This window comes from Streptomyces sp. NPDC107765, from assembly GCF_055657085.1.
On the sequence record NZ_JBVKBL010000006.1, the window covers coordinates 430,251 to 447,430 of the forward strand.

Consider the following 17,180-nt stretch of genomic DNA (forward strand, 5'->3'; position numbering starts at 1 on the left):
CTCGCCCACCACGCAGCCCTCGCCCACCACCCCACAACCCTCGCCCGGGGCGCACGAGGCGCAGCCCTCACGGCGTGCCGTGGTGGCGGCCACCGGTGCCTCGGCGCTCGCTGCCGGACTCACCGCCGCCTCCATCGCGCCCGCGACCGCGCTGAGCCCCGCCACCGCACCTGCGACGGCGCCGGCCGCAGTGCCGCCCGGTGTCGATGCCAAGGCATTCACCAGCGTCGCCCGCGCCATCGCCGTCTATGACGAGCATGACAAGTCCCTCATCCCGACCTACCTGAAGGCCATCGAAAACGGCCTCCCCACCAGGCGAGCCAAGGCGACGAAGCGGGTCCTGGTCGTCGGGGCCGGCCCGGCCGGGCTGCTCGCTGCCAACCTGCTCCACCGGGCAGGCCACGACGTCGTGGTGATCGAGGCCAACGGCAATCGTGTCGGCGGTCGCATCAAGACGTTCCGCAAGGGCGGTCACGAAAACGGAGAGCAGCCCTTCGCCGACCCCAAGCAGTACGCCGAAGCCGGTGCCATGCGACTGCCCGGCAGCCACCCCCTCCTCATGGCACTGATCAAGAAGTTCGGCCTCACGCTCCAGGAGTTCTACCTGGTGGATGTGGATGTCGACGACCCGACGAAGCAGGCCAACCGCGCCTGGATCCACGTCAATGGTGTCCACATGCGCCGGGCCGACTACGAGAAGAACCCTGAAAAGATCAACGACACCTTCGGTGTCACGGGCCCCCACCGCACGAAGACCGCATCCGCCATCCTCGCGCAGGCCCTCGAACCCGCACACCGGCTCATCCGAGGAAAGGAAGGAACCGCCCTCGTCGACGGGTGGGCCAAGGTCCTCCAGAAGTACGGCCATTGGTCCATGTACCGGTACCTCACCGAAGTCGCCAAGCTCGACACAAGGACCATCGACCTCATCGGCACCATCCAGAACCTGACCTCACGGCTGCACCTCTCCTTCACGCACAGCTTCCTGTCCAGCGCGCTGATCGATCCCAAGACCAAGTTCTGGGAGATCAAGGGCGGCACCGCGCTGCTCGCCGATGCGTTGTACAAGCCGGTCAAGGGGAAGGTGAGCCTCGACAGGCGCGCCGTACGTATCGAGCGCCACGCCGGCAAAGTCAGGGTGCACACCGTTTCCGAGGGCTGCCAGACCGGCAAGGGCGGTGTCACGGAGGTCTTCGAGGGCGATGAGGCCATCATCACCGTGCCCTTCTCGGGGCTGCGCCACGTGACCTTCGATCCTCCGCTGACCTACGGCAAGCGCCGGGCCATCACGGAACTGCACTACGACGCCGCGACCAAGGTGCTGCTGGAGTTCTCGCAGCGCTGGTGGGAGTTCACCGAGGCGCAGTGGAAAGAGGCGCTGAACTCCATCGAGGACAACCTCTACGACAAGTACAAGGCAGGCACGGTCAACCGCGGCACGTACCTCGGCGCGCACAAGTCCGTGAAAAACCTGGGGGTGACGATCCCCGACGAACTCAAGAAGTGCTTCGCGGTCTTCCGGCCCGTCACGAACAGCGAGCCGGGTGCCACTCACATCCGCGGCGGCGGGAACGTGAGCGACAACGCCAACCGCTTCATGTACTTCGAGCATGCGCACCCCATGGAAGGCAGCGACGGAGGCATCATGCTCGCCTCCTACAGCTGGTCCGACGACGCCCTCAAGTGGGACGCCTTCGCCGACGACGAGCGGTATCTTCGTGCGCTCGCCGGCGTGCAGGCCGTCTTCGGCCGCCGGTGCGAGGTCTTCTTCACCAACAAGTGCAAGACCCAGTCATGGATGCGCGACCACTACGCCTACGGTGAGGCCTCTGTGCTCTTCCCCGGCCAGCACGCAGAGCTGTTCCCTGACGTCCCCACCTCCGAGGGGCCGCTGCATTTCGCGGGGGACCACACCTCCATCAAGCCCGCCTGGATCGAAGGCGCGCTGGAGTCTGCCGTGCGGACGGCGCTGAAGGTCCACACGGGCTGACAGGAGGCACGATCACCCCGTCCGGCGCCCCGCCCCACCGGGACGCCGGACCGGCTCTCCTACGCGGTCGTCCTCTCCGCACGGCCGCCCCGGCGCTAGGAGCCGTGGGATTGCGGTTCGTAGAGGGTGATCGCCCCGGAGGGGCAGAGACCGGCGGCCGTCTGCGCGGCCGCGCGATGGGCGGTGGGCGGCTCGGCATGCAGCAGGAGCACGCGGCCGTCGTCGGGGTCCTGGTCGAAGACCTCGGGGGCGGTCAGCGCGCACATCCCGGCGCTGATGCAGCGCTCACGGTCGATGCGCAGGCGCGGCGCCCTCATGATCCCGCCTTGTCCCAGGTGACCGGGAGGCTCTTGACGCCGTAGATGTCCGCGGTCTCCGGACGCAGGAGAACCTCCTCGGCCGGTACGGCGAGGCGCAGCGTGGGGAAGCGGTCGACCAGCGCGCGGAACGCGACCCGCATTTCGACGCGGGCCAACTGCTGGCCCAGGCACTGGTGGATCCCGTGACTGAAGGCCAGGTGTCCGTCGTACGGCCGTCGGAGGTCGAGCACGTGGGGGTCGGTGAAGCGCTCGGGGTCGCGGTTGGCGGTGTGGTACGACAGGACGACCGTCGTGCCGGCCTCGATGGTCCGGCCGCCCAACTCGACGTCCACCAGCGCCGTCCGCATGAACGTCTTGGCGACGCTCAGATACCGCAGCAGCTCCTCCACGGCCCCGTCGGTGAGCCCCGGATCGGCGCGCAGCGCGGCCAGTTGGGCCGGGTTCTGCAGCAGTGCGAAGGTGCCGAGGGACAGCATGTTCGCGGTGGTGTCGAACCCGGCCGCCAGCAGGATCAGGCTGATTCCCTTCAGTTCCTCATCGGTCAGATCGCTGTCGGTGAGTTCACTGAGCACATCGTCGGTGGGGTTCGCGCGCTTGGCGGCCACCAGCTCCGCGAGGTACTCCTGGGTCGCGGTGTAGGCCGCTACCAGCTCCTCGTCGCTGGTCTCCCCGCCCATGAACGTGTCGATCTGCGCCTGGAAGGAGCCCCGGTCCTCGTACGGCACCCCCAGCAGCTCGCAGATCACGATGGTGGGGATGGGCTTGGCGAACGAGGTCACCAGGTCTGCCGGCGGACCGGCCTTCTCCATGGCGTCCAGGCAGTCGGCGGTGATCTGCTCGATGCGCTCGGTGAGCAGTCGCATCCGCCGTACGGTGAACTTGCCCACCAGCGGCTTCCGGTAGCGCCCGTGCTGCGGCTCGTCCATGAGCAGGAACTCGCCGGGCGGCGCTGGAGGCAGCTCGAAGTCGACCACGTTCATCAGCTCCTTGCGCGAGCTGAAGCGCGAGTCCGCCAGGACCGACCTGACCAGGTCGTACCCGGTGATCAGCCAGCCGGGTTTCCCGCCGGGGTGGGTGTAGCGGCTGATGGGTCCGTGCCGACGGGCGTCGAGCAGCTCTGCCGGCGGGTCGAAGGGGCGGCCCGGCTGACGCGCCGTCGGCTGCGTCGTGAGGGTGTGGACGGATTCACTCATGGCCATTCCTTCGGCTCGCGATATGACGTGTTTGACGCAGCTCGAAAGCTACGTTGCGTTCAACATGTCGTCAATCGGCAAAAAGGCATTCCCGCAGGCAGGAGCCGGGAAATTGATGCAATGACGCTGAGCCTGAATGCAATGCCGCGTTGCAATGAATGGCGGCGAAGGCAATACTGACGGCATGCCAGGAGGACGATTGACCCAGCAGGACCGCCAGCGCATCGCGACCGGCCTCGCCGACGGGCTCTCGTACGCTGAGATCGCCAGGCGACTCGACCGGTCGACCTCGACGATCAGCCGAGAGGTCGGACGCAACGGCGGGCCCGGCGGCTACCGGCCCCAGCAGGCGCACCAGGCGACGGCCCAGCGGGCGCGGCGTGGCATACCGGCACCCCCACGCGCGGCCGGACCATCGGTCGGCGCGGTGGAAGAGGAGAGCATCGAGCTGGCGGTCAGGTCCGGGATGCCGAGGATGATGGCGCGCGTCCACGTCGACCTGTTGCTGTCCGAGAACGGCAGGCGCACCGCAGCCGAGCTGACCCGCAGGCTGCAGGTCAGCCCGGCCTCCGTCTCCGTGGCCGTGAACTCCCTGGTCCGGAACGGATATGTGCGGCGCGAGCGCGATCCGCAGCGGCGTCGCGACATCTATGTGGTCGACGACGAAGCCTGGTACCACTCGGTCATGATCAGCGCGCAGCAGACGCTTGAGGCGGCACAGGCCGCGCTGGCGGGGGCGGAGACGGTCGGGCTCGACGGGCCCGTGGGGCAGCGGCTGGCCAGGGCAGGTGCGTTCCTGGAGCGGGTCACCCGGGACCTGACGGAGTCGGCCGACCGCTGGCGCACTTTGTTGGCGTGATGGGGTCGGCGTACACCCCGCCTGCCGCATACGCCCCGCCGCCCGGTGACACATGTGCCTCCGGGCCGCTGACTGACACCGAGGTGTTTGAGCACGTGTCTGAATCACCGGCGCCGAGAGCGTGGCGTCTGTCCATGGTGCGCAGGACGAGCCGCTCCTACCTTCGGCATACGCGAGATCCAGCGCTGGTGGTCCCCGGCATTCCTCGCCGGACCGGCCCTGGCCGGTCCTGGTCTGGAGTGCCGCGCCACCATTCGAGGGGAGTAGACCCGTGAACGCTGACGGCAGGCCGCCCGTCCCGCCGCCCACCGGCATCATCCACTCCGGACCGGCCGTGCGCGGCAGGTCCGCCGACGGGAGTCAACTCAGGTGTCACTGCGGCCGGTTGCTCACCAGCTGTCAAGGCTGCCAGTCCCCCCGCTGCCTCGACTGCGACCCCTATCGATCCGATGACTGTGCCTTCGATCTCTGAGCGAGCCCTCGACGGCGTCTCCACCGAGGAGCCCGACGCATTGCCGCATTCCTCAGGTGGTCCACGACTCGAAAACCAGGCACAGGCGCGGCACTTCGTGGTGATCGGCAGCGATGAGGCGCGCAGGGTCTGCGGCTTCCTGCAGTCGGCCGGGCATACGGTGCGCCATCTGGCACAGCCCACGGACGAGGATCTGCGCCGGGCGCTGGACCAGGAGACGACGGGAATGGAGGTCGCGGGGGTCGCGATCCTTTTCGATGACGACGTCGAGTCGCTGCGCTACGCGCTCGCGGTCGAGCACATCTGCCCAGGCGTCCTGCTGGTGGTGACCGTCTTCGACCGGACGGTCGCCGAGCAACTCGTGCGCGTGGTTCCGAACTGCCAGGTCACCTCGCCGGCCGAGGTCGCCGCCCCGGCCCTGCTGGCCGCCTGCCTCCAGCCCGACCTGCTGGCCCTCAACCGCACGCCCACGGGCCACATCGGCGCCCGTTGGGAAAGCGACGGCGTGCGCCTCGAGACGTACCGGCCACCGCGTGCCCTGAGGTACCGGGCCTGGCTGGGGAAGCTCAGAGGGCAGCTACGGCCCCACGACGGCAGCTCCCGCATCATGCTGACCGGTCTCACCGGACTTCTCGCCGTGCTGCTCGCGGACTGGAGCTGGGCCGTGACCCTCAACCACCGTCCGCCGGTGGAAGCCTTCTTCGAGGCGGTACGCACGGTCTCCGCCGTCGGCCCCGCGTCCGCGCACGGGTCGAGCGCCTACCTGCTGTTCGCCGCACTCGCGATGCTCATCACCATCGTCTTCACGGCCGTCTTCACCGCCGGCATGGTCGACCGCCTCCTTGGCCCCCGTTCGATCGGCATGGTGGGCCCCCGGGCGCTTCCCCGTGCGGGCCACGTGGTGGTCGTCGGGCTCGGACAGGTGGGGCTGCGGCTGTGCACCCGGTTGCAGGACCTGGGCATCGGCGTGATCGCGGTCGAACGCGACCCGGCCGCCCCCAACCTCCGGCTGGCCAAGGCCCTCGGCGTTCCCGTCGTCATCGCCGACGCCACCGACAGGTTCGTGCTGCGCAAGCTCAGCCTCCACACCGCTCAGGCCCTGGCCGCCGTCGCCTCGGACGACCTGGACAACATCGCGGTCGCCGTCGCCGCACGCGCAGTCGCGCCCGATCTGCGCGTGGTCATCCGGGCAGGTGACCACGAGGCCATCGCCGAGACCCAGTCCCTGTTCCGGATCGGCATCGTCCACGACCTGGGCAGTCTGAGCGCGGCGTACACGACCGCGAGCCTGACCGGGCTACGGCCACGCGGAGTGATCGCCCACGGCAGACGGCTGTGGGTCGAGCACGGCAGCGGACGCTTCACACCGTGGCCACACGCGCTCCGGTGCGATCACCCACAGGACGGTGCGTGAGCGGTGGGCCCGCCTCGAACCCACCATCACGGTGCACTCACGTGCCGACGGGGCCCTTCACGTCCCCGGCACCCGCCCCCGGCCCCGTCCCCGGCCGCGCCGAGGAGTCGGAGCACGGGCCCGCCCGGTAAGGGCCGGTCGGCATGCACCACGGTGAGGGACGAGCATCAATAGGGTGGGTGGCGAAGGCAGGGCCCGCCGCTGACCGGCATTCCTTAAGGCCCGGAGGAGGACCGGTGACGGCGCCGATCACAGACTGCGCACCGCGGCGGCAGATGTGGCCGCTGTACGCTGCCGGATTCACCACCGCGTTCGGTGCCCACGGCATCGCAGCCAACCTCGGCGGTCTCTCGCCGGACGCGGTGACCTCGGTCATGGTCCTTGGCGGCCTGCTGGCCCTCTACGACGGGGCGGAAGTACTGCTCAAGCCGCTGTTCGGCACCCTGGCGGACCGGATCGGCGCCCGCCCCGTGCTGCTCGGCGGACTGGCCGCCTTCGCCGCGGCGTCGGCCCTCTACGCGCTCGCGGACAGCCCGGGCTGGCTGTGGGCGGCCCGCCTCGGCCAGGGCGCGGCGGCCTCCGCCTTCTCGCCTTCGGCCTCCGCCCTGGTCGCCCGCCTGAACCCGGCGGCCAAGCACGGTCGGGCCTTCGGCAGCTACGGCTTTTACAAGAGCATCGGCTACACCTTGGGGCCGCTGCTCGGCGGAGTCCTGATGTGGGTCGGCGGGCTGCGCCTGCTCTTCGCCGTGCTGGCAGTGCTCGGCGCAGCTGTCGCGGTCTGGGCTGTGCTCGCCGTGCCGGACGTACGACCGTTGCCACGGGCTCGGCAGACGGTGGTGGATCTGGCCCGGCGGCTGGCCGACCCGGCGTTCTGGCGTCCCACCGCAGCTCTCGCCGGTGCGAGTGCCGCGCTGTCGGTCGGCGTGGGCTTCCTGCCGGTCTCCGGGCGGGCGGCGGGACTGGGCACGGTGGCGACCGGGGCCGCCGTATCGGCCCTCGCCGCCTGCGCCGCGATCGTCCAGCCACGCGCGGGGCGGGCCCTGGACGCCGGGCTGCTCACCGCGCCCGCCGGCATCAGCGTTGGCCTGCTGACCACGGCCGCCGGTTTGGCCTGCGCCGTGCTGCCCGGACTGACCGGTGTCCTGCTCGCGTCCGTATTGATCGGTATCGGCACGGGGCTGATCACGCCGCTCGGCTTCGCAGCCCTGGCGGCCTCCACCCCTCAGGCGCGGCTCGGCCAGACCATGGGCGCCGCCGAACTGGGGCGCGAACTCGGTGATGCGGGCGGCCCGCTGCTCGTCGCCGGCGCCGCCACGTTGGCCACCCTCGCCCACGGCTACGCGGTCCTGGCCGTTCTCCTGGCGACGGGCCCGGTCCTCGTGCTCACCCACCGCCGCCCACGCGGCAGCCATACCCGCGAATGACGCCGTACGGGGTCTTGCCCTCATCCGTCCAGCCGCGTCGGCGGTACGGAAGCTCAGCAACAGCCGGCCGTGCGTGCACCGGCTGTCCGATGAGACCCTCACCGCCTTCCGATCGGTCGCGCACCCCTGTCATCACGATCCCGACCCCCTTCCGGTCTCAAGTGGGGGCGCATGCCGCCACGCTGGTCCGGCGTTCACCCTCTGGCACGGGCGACCCCCGAGCCGTCCATGTAGTCCCGGACCCGCGTGATCAGTCCGCGGTGGACGTGGAGTATCAGGAGGCCGGGGACGGTGAAGGTGGCGTGGCTGGTCGGCAGCGTGCCCACCACGACATGCTCGGCGATGATCACTTCCGGGTCGGCGGTCTCGTGGACCGCGGTCTTCCTGATCTCCTCAATCTGGGCGGGGCTGGCGCCCCAGGCCGCCCGGTATCCCGCATGCACGGCCTCGCGGCCCTCGTAGCGCGGGGGAAAGCCGGGTGAGGTGAACGGGAACTCATGCACGGCGTCCACGGCATAGAGATCGGCGAGATCATCGGCGGACTTGTCGAGGATGGCCCGGTAGTAGCAGGCCAGCACCTCGCGAGGGGTGCGCACGGTAGATGGCTCCAGGCTCGACACAGGGGTCACTCCATTCGCTCAACAGCTGTTGACCCACTCACCGTAGGGGCGGATCGGAAGTTCGGTCAACGGCTGTAGAGTGAATCGCGTGACCACTCCTCACCGCTCCCGCGCCGAACGTCGCCAGGCCACCGAGGCGCGCATCCTCGACAGCGCGCGGGAGTTGTTCGCCGAGAAGGGATTCGACCGCACCACCATTCGCGCGGTGGCGACCGCGGCGAGCGTCGACCCGGCGCTGGTCATGCGGTACTTCGGCTCGAAGCGCGAGCTGTTCACGCAAGCCGTGCAGGCGCTTCCCGCGCCGCCGACGACCCCTGATGCCGACGCGCTCGTCGATCAGCTGCTGGCCACGCTCGGCCTCAAGCTCGGCGGCCTTCCCGAGGGCACACTGGCGATGATGCGGTCCATGCTCACCGACCCGGCAGCAGCCGAGCACGTCCGCTCGGCCCTCGGCCGGCAGATCAACGGCATCGGCGCTGCCTTGCCCGAGGCCGAGGACCCGGAGCTGCGGGCCGCTCTGGTCGTCACCACCCTGCTGGGCGTCACCATCGGCCACCAACTCCTCGGCCTGGCCCCGCTTCGCGACGCCACTGCCGATCAGATCGCCGCCTTGCTCCGCCCGGCCATCAAGGCCCTGGCAGAACCACCGGGGTGAACGGGTGGAAGACCCAGTCTCTCGCCGCGGCGGGGGAGCGGTCCGCCACCCTGGGCGCGACGAGGTGTACAACAGGCTTTCCCGGGCCCGGAGTTGCACTGGGGCAGACAGACAAGTTCGGCAAGCTCGTCACGGCGCTGCGGCTCGATGCCGTGGGAGACGGTGCCCTGCACTCTCGGAAGTGGCGAAAGGCGGTGCCCGGCGCCTGTGTGAGGGGCGGAAGGCCCGGTATCGCGCGATCACGGCCAGGGTGGCCACCCCCCACAGGAGTCACCCTGGCCGGGATCGCATACGCGCGCGATCAGGCGCCCGTATGAAGTTCTGCGCCGCAGGATGCTCCCGCGTTACCCGACCAGGCTATACGTCCCATATGCGCAGGCATATGTACTCATTCAGCCCTGCCTGCCGTGCGGGTGTGACAACTGATCAACCGGTGACGCAGAAGGAGTAGCCGACTGGTCATCGGCACACGCGGATCCGACGGTTCCCCCCGTGCCAGCGGATCCGCCCTCATGGCGCGGGCGGCGCTGCCCTTCCCCCGGCGGCCCCGCCCGCGTCAGACTTCCCCCCCCGCCAGGCCGCCCTCCGCGTGCGAGCAGGAGGTGGGACCGAATCGGCTGCTCTGCCCGCGTACTCCGAGCCCCGGTGCTGCTCCGACGCACGAAGAGCGGTCCGTGCGCATACCTCGCACGGACCGCTCGCGGCCGGATCGGTGTCGGTCAGCGGTCGCTGGTGACCGTGACCGGGGCGTCGTTCTTCAGCTCGTCCACGAGCTGCTTGACCTTCGGCCTGTCCCACTGGAGGTTGCCGCCGACGCTGCCGGAGACCGGCATGTTCATGGACTTGCCCTCGCCGCTGTTGACGTCCTTCATGGCGAAGAACATCTTGGCGAGCAGGTAGGGGTTCATGTCCTTGTCGACGACGAGGGTGTCCAGGCCCGCGCTCATGACCGGGTAGAGCGCGAACGGGTTGAGGAGGGTGCCGGGCGTGGCCACCTGGCTCGCGAGCGCGGAGAGGAACTTCTGCTGGTTCTTGGTGCGGTCCAGATCGCTGCCGGTGAAGGCGTGCCGGGTACGGACGTACGCGAGCGCCTGGGTGCCGTTGAGGCTCTGCTTTCCGGCCTTGAAGTCGGCGCCGGACCACTTGTCCGTGAAGCCCTTGTCGAGGTTCATCTCGACTCCGCCCATGGCGTCGACGATGTCGGCGAAACCGGTGAAGCCGATCTCGGCGTAGTGGTCGATGTGCAGCCCGGTGTTGTACTCGACCGTGCGGACCAGCAGTTGCGGGCCGTCGAAGGCGTAGGAGGCATTGAGCTTGTTCGCGCCCATGGTGGGCCTGATCCTGCCGGACTCGGAACCGCGGAACTCCGGGATCGTGACGTTCGAGTCGCGCGGCAGGGAGATCAGCGTCGAGCCGTGGGAACCGATGTGCAGGATCATCATCGAGTCGGTCCGCTGCCCCGCCTCCGCGCTGCCGCCGGTGTGCAGGCTCTTGCGCCGGGCCGCCGACATGCCCTTGCGGCTGTCCGAGCCGACGATCAGGTAGTTGGTGCCCTCGCCCGCGGCCGGTCGGTCGATGACCTTGCTGAGATCGACCTCCTTGCGCAGTTTGGAGTCCGCCCAGAAATACGTGCCGGCCGCCACCACGAGCAGGAGGACGAGGACGGATATCAGAATCCGTTTGGCCTTGCCGCGCCTACGTGGGGCCGGTTCGACGTCATACGGGCCGCGGTCTTCGGAACGGGGCGGCACCGCGGGCCGCTGGGTGGGTATGAATGGGGCGGAATTCGGGGGACGCGCCACATGTGCGGGCTCATACGGTTCCTGGAAGTCGGCATACCTGCCACGGGGCCTCTGATGCATGCTCAGCAGTGTGCATTCTCCCGTGGCCTCGAACGCAACTCAGGGAGCGACTCAGAGAAGACTGTTTCCGACCTGATGCACAGCGACAGAGGGAACCGGCTGCAATGTCCTGCCAAATACGCAAGGGAGCGACTGAACAGGCAGTCATGTCCGATTACGAGAATTCGGGCAAGTCGAACCTGCTGCCTTCGCTCCTCATCTCAACGCATCACTGAGCCCGCTCAATACCTTCACTGCACGACTGCAGAACGAGTATGCGGCATCGCCCGGCAGCCGGAACGCGTATCACGATTTCCGGGAATGACCCACGTGAGGAGAACAGGCACCGGCCTGGCGGGGCGTCCGCCTCGACGCTCAGGGGACACGATCGTCCACGTCCCCTGAGCGCGGCGGAAGCGCGGCAGTCAGAGGCGTCGCAGCCAGGCGGCTGTGCCATGGCCGACCGCGAGGTAAATCAGCGCGGGGAGGGCGTAGTTGAAGAACACCCGCAGCCCTTCCGTCTTCATGATGAAGATGTCCTGCGACCAGCCGGCGAGCCAGTCGGCCACACCGTGCACGAAACCGACGAAAACATTCACCTGATTCGCTTCGAGCAGATACAGCAGGATCCACAGCCCGAGAAATCCCGCGGCGACATCCGCGAGACTGTGGAAGATCAAGGCGAGTCGATCCGCTCCGATACCTCGTCGGTTTCCTTGCCCACTCCTCCTGGCGTTGGAGGTGGTGTTCGGAACGGAGTGGTACGGGACGGCCGGGGCGGGGTCGTACGGCGCAGCCGCCACGGGATCGTACGGTGAGGGTGAATTGCTGGGGTGCGGGCGCTGCGCCTGCGCCCCAGAAATCGGCAGCGGAGTCGTATCGCCGCCGTCCGGTGAGTTTGATCCGCCGGGGTACGGAGAGTTTACCCTGGAGCCGTATGGGTGATTTTGCGGTATGCCGTCATTGGGGTAAGTCACGGTCCGCGCATTTCCCGTTGAACGATTCCGAAACTCCCTTCACCGCTATTTCACAACGATGTCCGCGTACCGCCACTTCGCAATCGACGAGCCGATGGCGCGCGCAGCCACCTGGGGCCACCCGCGCCACGCGCAGCAACGAGAAGCGGGGGGGCCGCACACATCAAGGCACCTCACAGCCGATAACCATCGGCACCACTCCCTGCGGCGCGCCGGTCGAAAGTGTCACACCCGGCTGCGGCTGGCCCCCACCAGTACTCCAGCTGCAGATCGTGATCTTCATGTCTGGGATGCGGTTTGTCGTCGGTCATGACTGGCTCCTGATCGCGCCTGGTGGCGGCGTCGCCAGGCGGCCCAGCTGAGCCGGTGGGCCGGGCCGTGATCGGGTCGGATATCGACAGTGCACCGCGTCCGGCCGAGAGCTTCTGCCAGGCCCGCTTGGGCACCTTCTTCACCAGGGCGTCCGCGCGGAACGTGCCTGCGCTGGTGGGCACTTCGCCGACCAGGCCACCGCGAAGGCGTAGCCGATGCCGCGTTCCTCCAGGGCGGCACGCAGTTTCGGGTTGCCGCCGTAGACCTCGTCTCCGGTGACCCAGCCCACGTGGTGTCCGGGCGTCCAGGAACCGTTCGATCATTATTCGGGCCAACTCCGGCTTGGTCGCGAAGACGGTGTCCTCGCTGAGCCCTGCGGCCCGGCAGCGGTCCGGGTCGCACGTCCAGGAGCGCGGGATGTACAGCTCCCGGTCCACCGCCGCGTGCCCGCGCTCGCCGGCGTAGAGGAGGTAGACGGCGACCTGGGAGTTCTCGATCCGCCCAGCCGTGCCGGTGTACTGGCGCTGGATGCGGACGGTGTGGACGCACTTCTTCACGTCCCCGGTCTCGTCCACGACCAGCACCGCTGCCTCGTCGTGGAGGTGCTCGACAACGTATCGAACGCCTCCCGCCAACGGGCGGGATCTATGCTGCGGCCTGCGGCCACCGTCTCTTCGTAAGTCCACACAACTCACGGTGATCAACGGTGGCCACACCCCCTGCGGTGCCCCCTGTCAGTCCCGGACGAGACAGAACGGGTGACCTGCCGGATCCGTGAAGATGCGCCAACTCCGCTTTCCGTCCCCCTCATCGAGCAGTGCAGCGCCCAGATTGAGGACGTCTTCCTGAGCTTGGTCCAGGTCCTTGACGCCCAGGTCGAGGTGGAACTGCTGGGGCCGAGCCGGATCCGGCCACCGTGGTGGCTGATGGTCTTCCACCCGCTGGAAGGCCAGCACGAGGCCGTCCGTGTGGAGCGTCGCCCAGCCGTCGGCGAGCGACCACCGCGGATCCGGCTGGTTCACCACGCCGCCGAGAAGCGACTGGTAGAACCGGGACAACTCAACGACATCGGCACAGTCCAACACCACACACTGCAGCTTGGCGATCATGCAGGACAGCGTAGAGCAGCACTGCGCACCGGCCTCAAACGAGCCTGATCACGATCTACAGCTGGAGTATGAGGAACTCGCCGAGGACCGCCCCCGCAGCCGGCGAGGCTTCGGCTGCCTGCCTCACTGCTTTGCCCTTGAGGTACCCGTGTGTCGTTGGTTGATGCCCAATGGGCGCGGATCGGGCCGCCGTTGTCGGACCGGAGACCGAAGCGGGGCGGACGGTGGAGGGAGCGCCGACAAGTGTTGGACCGTGCCCAGGGCCCGAAGCGAACAGAGACCGCGCCTCGTCTTGGCCGGTTCGTCGATGCTCCGAGGCCCGCACGACGGCGAACACCTTGGGCGAATGCCCTAGTGGGACTGCTCGTGCCGGGTGAACGCGGCGATCAGGTCGTGGGCTGTGTGGGTTGTGTTGTTGTCGGAGTCGGAACCGTGGGCCTCGGCACCTTCAAAGAGGGCAGCCTCGGCGCTGCGGGGGAACATGGCCTGCTCGTATGCGGTGAGCGCGGCCTCGATGTCGTCGGGGTGCGCGGCGAGGGCCTTCCCGAGTTCGGCGCCGTCGAGCATGGCCAGGTTGGCGCCTTCGCCGTTCGGGGCCGAGAGGTGGGCGGCGTCGCCGAGCAGGGTCACTCCCGGCACCCGGTCCCACCGGTGCCCGGTCGGCAGGGCGTAGAGGGGGCGCAAGACCGGCGCGGTGTCGCCGTCGGTGATCAGGGCGGTGAGCTCCGGCGCCCAGCCGTTGAACTCCTGCGCGATCCGCGCGGCGGCCCCGGTGGCATCGGTGAAATCGATCGCGGCGAACCAGTCCTGCGGCTCGGTGAGCCCCATGTAGGCATGCAGAGTGTCGTCCCTTTCCCGGTGAGCGAAGATCTCCCTGCCCGGCGTGGGCACGATCATCGACCCGCCGCCGACTGCTTTTGCGGCGGCGGGGTGCCGGGTGTCGGCGTTGAACAGGTAGGTCTCGACGACCGACTTGCCGGTGTACTCGGGTGTGGCGGTGGAGAGCAGTGGCCGGACCCGTGACCACGCGCCGTCCGCGCCGACCAGCAGGCTGGTGACGACGGTGCTGCCGTCGGCGAAGGTCACCTCATGGCGACCTCCGCCGAGGGTGCGGGTGCTGCTGACCTTGTGTCCCCACCGCACGGTGTCGGCCGGGAGTGAGTCGAGCAGGACCTGTCGCAGCTCACCGCGTTGCACCTCGGGGCGTCCCCCCGTGCCGTCGTCGGCCTTGTCGAACAGTACCGTCCCGTCCGGGTCGAGGACCCGCATTGCCTGGCGGCCCTCCAGGATGAGGCCACGGAACTCGTCCATCAAGTCAGCGGCTTCGAGGGCGAGTTGGCCGTTGTAATCGTGGATGTCGAGCATCCCACCCTGCGAACGCGCGGTGGGGGAGGGCTCCGCCTCGTAGACCGTGGCCGGTATTCCGTGGACGTGCAGGACGCGGGCGAGCGTGAGGCCGCCGAGCCCGGCGCCGATGATGGTGATGTCAGTGGTCATGGTCATGGGACTTCCTTGCTGGCCGTGGACCGTTGGGCGGACACCCGGAGGCAGGTCATGCCGGGAGCGTCGTTCCAGTGGGTCGGGACGATCGGTGCTGGTGGCCGGTGCCGTTGAGGCGGACGCCAACCAGTTCCAATGTCCCGGCAGCCGATGACAGATCACCGACAGACCACCGACCACCGCCGACATCCACAGACGTCCGCCGACAACCACCCGATACCGGACCCCGACACGGACCTGGCCCCCGGGGACACGGCCGGCCCGGTCCACCTGGGGGCTCAGGCATGCAACTGTCACCAGTGCTCCGAGGGGTCCAGCCAGCCGGGTGGAGACCTGCTCGCCAGGGTCCAGCCAGCCGGGTGGAGACCTGCTCGCCAGTGGTCTCCTCAGGCCGTCCGGAGGAGCCTTGCCTGGCACGTGACCAACTGTGCCGCTTCCGACGCCTGGTCCTCAGCCGGGTTGCTTGGCCATGACGACCACACCCGGACCGGTGTGCTCATCCGCAGGGAGGCGAAGTTCGGCGACCGGGTGCAGTCCGGCCTGCTCGATCAGGGCCACGAGTTGTTCCGGCCGCCATTTGTGTGTCGTCCAACGAACGGGTACACCTCCATAGGCCTCGGTACGTACGAAGTCTTCGTCGCCGACGTGTGTGGCGGTGATGAAGTGTCCGCCTGGTTTCAACGCCCGCGCGAACATGGCGAGCACCTGAGGCAGGACGTCACGGGGCAGATTGAACAGTGACCACCACCCGAGCACGCCGCCGAGGGACGCTTCACCAAGGTCGAGGTCGGTGGCAGAGGCGACGCTGAAGCGGCATTGCGGATGAAGACGTCGCGCGTTCTCGATCATGCGGGGAGAGAGATCAACCCCGGACACATCGAGTCCGCGTTCGGCAAGGTAGGCGGTCACCGTTCCCGGTCCGCAGCCGACGTCGAGGACAGGCCCGAGATCGCTCACGGTGTCAGCGAAGGCATCGATCGATGCCTTGAGCCATGGATGGCAGCGGATGTCGCCGACTCCCGTCGTCACCACCATGTGGGCGTAGTTGTCGGCCACGCGGTCATAGGACTCACGTACCACGTCGAGATCGGCTGGGCGGTCAATGGGGCTGTCAGTGGGGCTGTCAATTGGGCGGTCAGTATCGTGTGCGGGCATCAGGCAACCATAGGACTGTCCAACGACGTTGGGACTGGAAGGGGCGGGATCGGAGCATGCCAGAAACCTGCCGTGGTGACTGGTAAGCAGGGGCCAGCCGGTGACTGAGCTTGGTGAGTGGGGCGCCGGCGCGCCGGTCGCGGCGGCATGCTGCGGTGATGTCCCACAGACCGGAGCTGGTGGCGGTCGACCGGCCTGGTTCGCGGCCGGGAGTGGTGGTTGCCGACCGGATCACTCCGTTACGGGCAGGCACTCGGCGAGCAGGGCGACGACGTCGTGCCAGGCTCGCTGCGCGTGCCGGGCGTGGTAGCCGACGCCGGGGCGCACGGTGTGGTCGACCGGCGGATGGTGGAAGGCGTGCAAGGCGCCGCCGTAGACCACGAGGCGCCAGTCGACGCCCGCGGCCTGCATCTCGGCGGTGAACGCCTCCCGTTGCGCGGGCGGCATGATCGGGTCTTCCGACCCGACCCCGGCCCATACCGGGCAGCGAATGCGCGCCGCCTCGCCCGGTCGGCCGGTGGTCAGTGCGTTGACTGTCGCGATCGCGCGCAGGTCGACGCCGTCGCGTCCGAGTTCCAGCCCGATTGCACCCCCGGTGCCGTAGCCGATGGCGGCGATCCGGTCGGGGTCGGTCCGCGGCTCGGCGCGCAACACGTCGAGCGCCGCGTGGCCGATGCCCCGCATCCGGTCGGGGTCGGCGAGCAGCGGGGTCGTATGCGCGAGCATCTCGTCCGGGTCGGTGAACCAGCGCCCGCCGTTGATGTCGAAGGCCAGCGCCACGTACCCCAGCTCAGCCAGGGCGTCGGCCCGGCGGCGTTGGAAGTCGTTCAGTCCCGGCCCCTCAGGCCCGACCAGTACCGCGGGGCGGCGGTCGACACCGGCCGGGAGCGCGAGGTGTCCGATCATCGTTAAGCCGTCGGCCGGGTACTCGGCCGTGCGTGTGGTAACCGTCGTCATGAGACGGAACGGTAGTGATCGTCGAGCCCGATCGGGCCGGTGTTCACCGCCGGCAGAACAGCGCGGTGTGCCTCTGCAATGCGGCGATGGCTCACCTACAACGCGGCGATGGCTCACCGGCAATGCAGGCCCCTGAACCCCTTGGCCGCCTGGCGTCGAGAGCAGCGTAAGGCGGCAGGGCCGACGTCCGCCGAGGTCGCGGCCAGGGCCGCGCCGGACGGATGCCGGCTAGCTGCCACCACGCTGCGGGGCCCGGCGGCCCAGGCATGATCCGCCGGACAGCGCACCTAGTGATCTGAGTCAGAGATTCGTCGGCAGTATGCAGCGACTTTGTCGAGGATCTCGTCGGCGGTCTTCGTCCAGGCGAAGGGCCTTGGGTGTT

At 68.8% G+C, this 17,180-nt stretch carries 14 protein-coding genes and 1 pseudogene; 5 read left to right on the forward strand and 10 right to left on the reverse strand.

Going from position 1 to position 17,180, the window contains the following annotated elements; all coding sequences use genetic code 11:
- The first annotated feature begins 79 nt into the window (after positions 1–79).
- A complete protein-coding gene (locus tag ACZ7MX_RS18270; RefSeq protein ID WP_472133229.1) occupies positions 80–1,990 on the forward strand; it encodes a flavin monoamine oxidase family protein in 1,911 nt (636 codons plus the stop codon).
- 95 nt (positions 1,991–2,085) lie between these two features.
- Here the strand turns inward: ACZ7MX_RS18270 and ACZ7MX_RS18275 are convergent, their stop codons facing one another.
- Both ACZ7MX_RS18275 and ACZ7MX_RS18280 read right to left on the reverse strand, forming a co-directional pair.
- Positions 2,086–2,307 carry a ferredoxin gene (locus tag ACZ7MX_RS18275; protein ID WP_472133232.1) on the reverse strand — a complete coding sequence of 74 codons (222 nt, stop codon included), beginning with the start codon at positions 2,305–2,307 and terminating at the stop codon, positions 2,086–2,088.
- Positions 2,304–3,503 carry a cytochrome P450 gene (locus ACZ7MX_RS18280; protein WP_472133234.1) on the reverse strand — a complete coding sequence of 400 codons (1,200 nt, stop codon included), beginning with the start codon at positions 3,501–3,503 and terminating at the stop codon, positions 2,304–2,306. Before ACZ7MX_RS18280 ends, ACZ7MX_RS18275 begins: the two co-directional genes overlap by 4 nt.
- 184 nt (positions 3,504–3,687) lie before the next feature.
- Between ACZ7MX_RS18280 and ACZ7MX_RS18285 the strand changes: the two genes are divergently transcribed.
- The 3 genes from ACZ7MX_RS18285 (at position 3,688) to ACZ7MX_RS18295 (ending at position 7,672) form a co-directional block, all read left to right on the forward strand.
- Positions 3,688–4,362: a helix-turn-helix domain-containing protein gene (locus ACZ7MX_RS18285; RefSeq protein WP_472133236.1), complete on the forward strand. Its 675-nt coding sequence runs from the start codon at positions 3,688–3,690 to the stop codon at positions 4,360–4,362.
- 449 nt (positions 4,363–4,811) lie between these two features.
- On the forward strand, positions 4,812–6,248 hold the full coding sequence (locus tag ACZ7MX_RS18290; protein WP_472133238.1) for an NAD-binding protein: 1,437 nt from the start codon (positions 4,812–4,814) through the stop codon (positions 6,246–6,248).
- Between the two features lie 275 nt (positions 6,249–6,523).
- A complete protein-coding gene (locus ACZ7MX_RS18295) occupies positions 6,524–7,672 on the forward strand; it encodes an MFS transporter (RefSeq protein WP_472133296.1) in 1,149 nt (382 codons plus the stop codon).
- 194 nt (positions 7,673–7,866) lie between these two features.
- On the opposite strand, the gene ACZ7MX_RS18300 is transcribed toward ACZ7MX_RS18295, so the two are convergent.
- A complete protein-coding gene (locus ACZ7MX_RS18300; protein WP_472133240.1) occupies positions 7,867–8,268 on the reverse strand; it encodes a nuclear transport factor 2 family protein in 402 nt (133 codons plus the stop codon).
- A 112-nt stretch (positions 8,269–8,380) separates the two neighbouring features.
- Between ACZ7MX_RS18300 and ACZ7MX_RS18305 the strand changes: the two genes are divergently transcribed.
- Entirely contained in the window at positions 8,381–8,947 is a 567-nt protein-coding gene (locus ACZ7MX_RS18305; protein WP_472133242.1) for a TetR/AcrR family transcriptional regulator, read from the forward strand.
- A 719-nt stretch (positions 8,948–9,666) separates the two neighbouring features.
- Here ACZ7MX_RS18305 and ACZ7MX_RS18310 read toward each other — a convergent pair.
- The 7 genes and pseudogenes from ACZ7MX_RS18310 to ACZ7MX_RS18340 all read right to left on the reverse strand — a co-directional run bounded on the left by ACZ7MX_RS18310 (position 9,667) and on the right by ACZ7MX_RS18340 (position 16,798).
- Positions 9,667–10,809, reverse strand: a complete 1,143-nt coding sequence (locus ACZ7MX_RS18310) for an LCP family protein (protein ID WP_472133244.1) — start codon at positions 10,807–10,809, stop codon at positions 9,667–9,669.
- Positions 10,810–11,213: 404 nt separating this feature from the next.
- Complete coding sequence (locus tag ACZ7MX_RS18315) at positions 11,214–11,489, reverse strand: hypothetical protein (RefSeq protein WP_472133297.1); 276 nt, start codon at positions 11,487–11,489, stop codon at positions 11,214–11,216.
- A gap of 677 nt (positions 11,490–12,166) precedes the next feature.
- Positions 12,167–12,694: pseudogene (locus ACZ7MX_RS18320) on the reverse strand (IS701 family transposase); the annotation flags it as partial.
- Between the two features lie 117 nt (positions 12,695–12,811).
- Positions 12,812–13,186: a VOC family protein gene (locus tag ACZ7MX_RS18325; protein WP_472133246.1), complete on the reverse strand. Its 375-nt coding sequence runs from the start codon at positions 13,184–13,186 to the stop codon at positions 12,812–12,814.
- A 351-nt stretch (positions 13,187–13,537) separates the two neighbouring features.
- Entirely contained in the window at positions 13,538–14,683 is a 1,146-nt protein-coding gene (locus ACZ7MX_RS18330) for an FAD-dependent oxidoreductase (RefSeq protein WP_472133298.1), read from the reverse strand.
- Positions 14,684–15,136: 453 nt separating this feature from the next.
- Positions 15,137–15,841, reverse strand: a complete 705-nt coding sequence (locus ACZ7MX_RS18335; protein WP_472133248.1) for a class I SAM-dependent methyltransferase — start codon at positions 15,839–15,841, stop codon at positions 15,137–15,139.
- A 231-nt stretch (positions 15,842–16,072) separates the two neighbouring features.
- Positions 16,073–16,798 (reverse strand): dienelactone hydrolase family protein, encoded by a 726-nt coding sequence (locus ACZ7MX_RS18340; protein WP_472133250.1) that lies wholly within the window; start codon positions 16,796–16,798, stop codon positions 16,073–16,075.
- Positions 16,799–17,180: the final 382 nt, after the last annotated feature.